Below are 1,538 nucleotides of genomic sequence, written 5' to 3'. Positions count from 1 at the left end.
ACCTTTCAATTACCCACAAGTGCGCCCGGCGAGATCAATTCCAAGTTTCATGTCCATAAGGCGGGACCAGCCACGCCATATGACGGTATTGCCGGGAGGCGGGTCGCGCTGGCGAGCGAGATAGCCGCCGAGTCTTGCGATCTGTGTCAGGTAACTTGATAGTTGTCGTGGCGGCGGTTGGCCTGTTCGGCTTATCACAATGCTCTCGATGAGATTGATTTCATCTTTGGTCAGGACGATATCTGGCGAAGCCATGGGCGCAGTGCGGTTGATCATGGTCATCCAGAACATCCGCCAGCTCAGAACACAGTAAATCGCGAGCAAATTCACAAGCCTCTCAGCCGTGCGTAATTTGGCATCTTCTGCGCGACATCCGGATTTAAGGATTTTGTGGAAAACCTCTATCTTCCAACGCAGCGCGTACCATTCGAGTTTTTCAACCGCCTCTTCCAGCGACGCAACGGGCAGGTCAGTGATCAGTTTCCAGTCGATAGGAGAGCGGTTCTCCGAGCCATCCTGTTCCTGAGCGTGGACGATGGTAAGATCCAGAGCCGGATAGCGCTTCTGCTTGCCGATCGGGGGTAATACTCGAATCCGCTTATATTTTAGTGCCAGGCTGGCGGTCACGCCATCGGCAATTTCAACCATGTGGCGACCCGCAATGGGTGCGTTTGCCATTTCAGCAGCAATGGTGTGTTTGCCATCGCCCGCCAGACGATCAACGCATGTCCGTACCAAAAAATGGGTGCCGGCTTCGCGCGCAGCGCAGAAGAACTCATAAATGTCGTTTTCGCGATCGCCGATGTGGATCAGGCGCTGGCCTTCGCCCAGCAGAGCCGTCGAGGCGCGCATATTCTCCAGCCAGCGGATACTTTCCTTAGCTTCAATCGGCACCCTAGTCGGATTTATTTGACGCTTAAGCGCCGAGGTACCTTTGAATTTGCTGCGTGACCAGAATTTGATCGCCGCCAATCCGAGCGGCAGTCCATCGGTCGTTACTACCAGGCTGCTATGCATCAGCAGCCCGCAAATGGTGTGTCGCCGAGCAATCCCAACAGTCTCGCGCTTGCTCGGGGCATAACCGATGATGCCAACCTGTTCGGGCTTTTTGCGTTCATACGAAAATTCCGTGGTATCTTGGAGAACCAGAATGGGGCCATCAACGGCTGCGACTCGCGATGCCGTGGATTGGAAATGGCCCTGCAGAATTTTACCTTCGCTCACATCGGAATTCGAAAGAAAGCGGTAGGCGGCTTTGGTGTTGGCCCAGTCCTGACAGGCGAGTGGAATTGGACCGCCCACTGCCCCCGCCATCTGCGTCACCAACTGGCGCAGACGACGCCCAAGACGCACATCGCTAAATTGCGACGCAGCAAGTTCGTCATCGATCCAAGCCTGAGATTCCGAGCCCCCGTCCACCATCGTGCACCCCGCCAAAGCGATCCTGTGCGAGAACATGAATCATAGCCGATTCCGTCGCAGCAATACCGCTGCGACCAGTGGAATCTGGCGTCGGACCACTTGTGGGTAATTGAAAG

1 protein-coding gene is annotated in these 1,538 nt (G+C 55.4%); it reads right to left on the bottom strand.

What is annotated here, in order from left to right; genetic code table 11:
- Window positions 1-9 precede the first annotated feature (9 nt).
- Window positions 10-1,422 carry an IS4 family transposase gene (locus A8V01_RS27985; protein ID WP_103099513.1) on the bottom strand — a complete coding sequence of 471 codons (1,413 nt, stop codon included), beginning with the start codon at window positions 1,420-1,422 and terminating at the stop codon, window positions 10-12.
- Window positions 1,423-1,538: the final 116 nt, after the last annotated feature.

The sequence above is a fragment of the Novosphingobium guangzhouense genome, from assembly GCF_002896965.1.
GTDB lineage: Bacteria > Pseudomonadota > Alphaproteobacteria > Sphingomonadales > Sphingomonadaceae > Novosphingobium > Novosphingobium guangzhouense.
This window is presented reverse-complemented; position numbering and strand designations above follow the sequence as displayed.

Coding starts and splice junctions, on each gene's coding strand:
- A8V01_RS27985 (WP_103099513.1), bottom strand. CDS start 1,422: ATGGTGGACGGGGGCTCGGAATCTCAGGCTTGGATCGATGACGAACTT.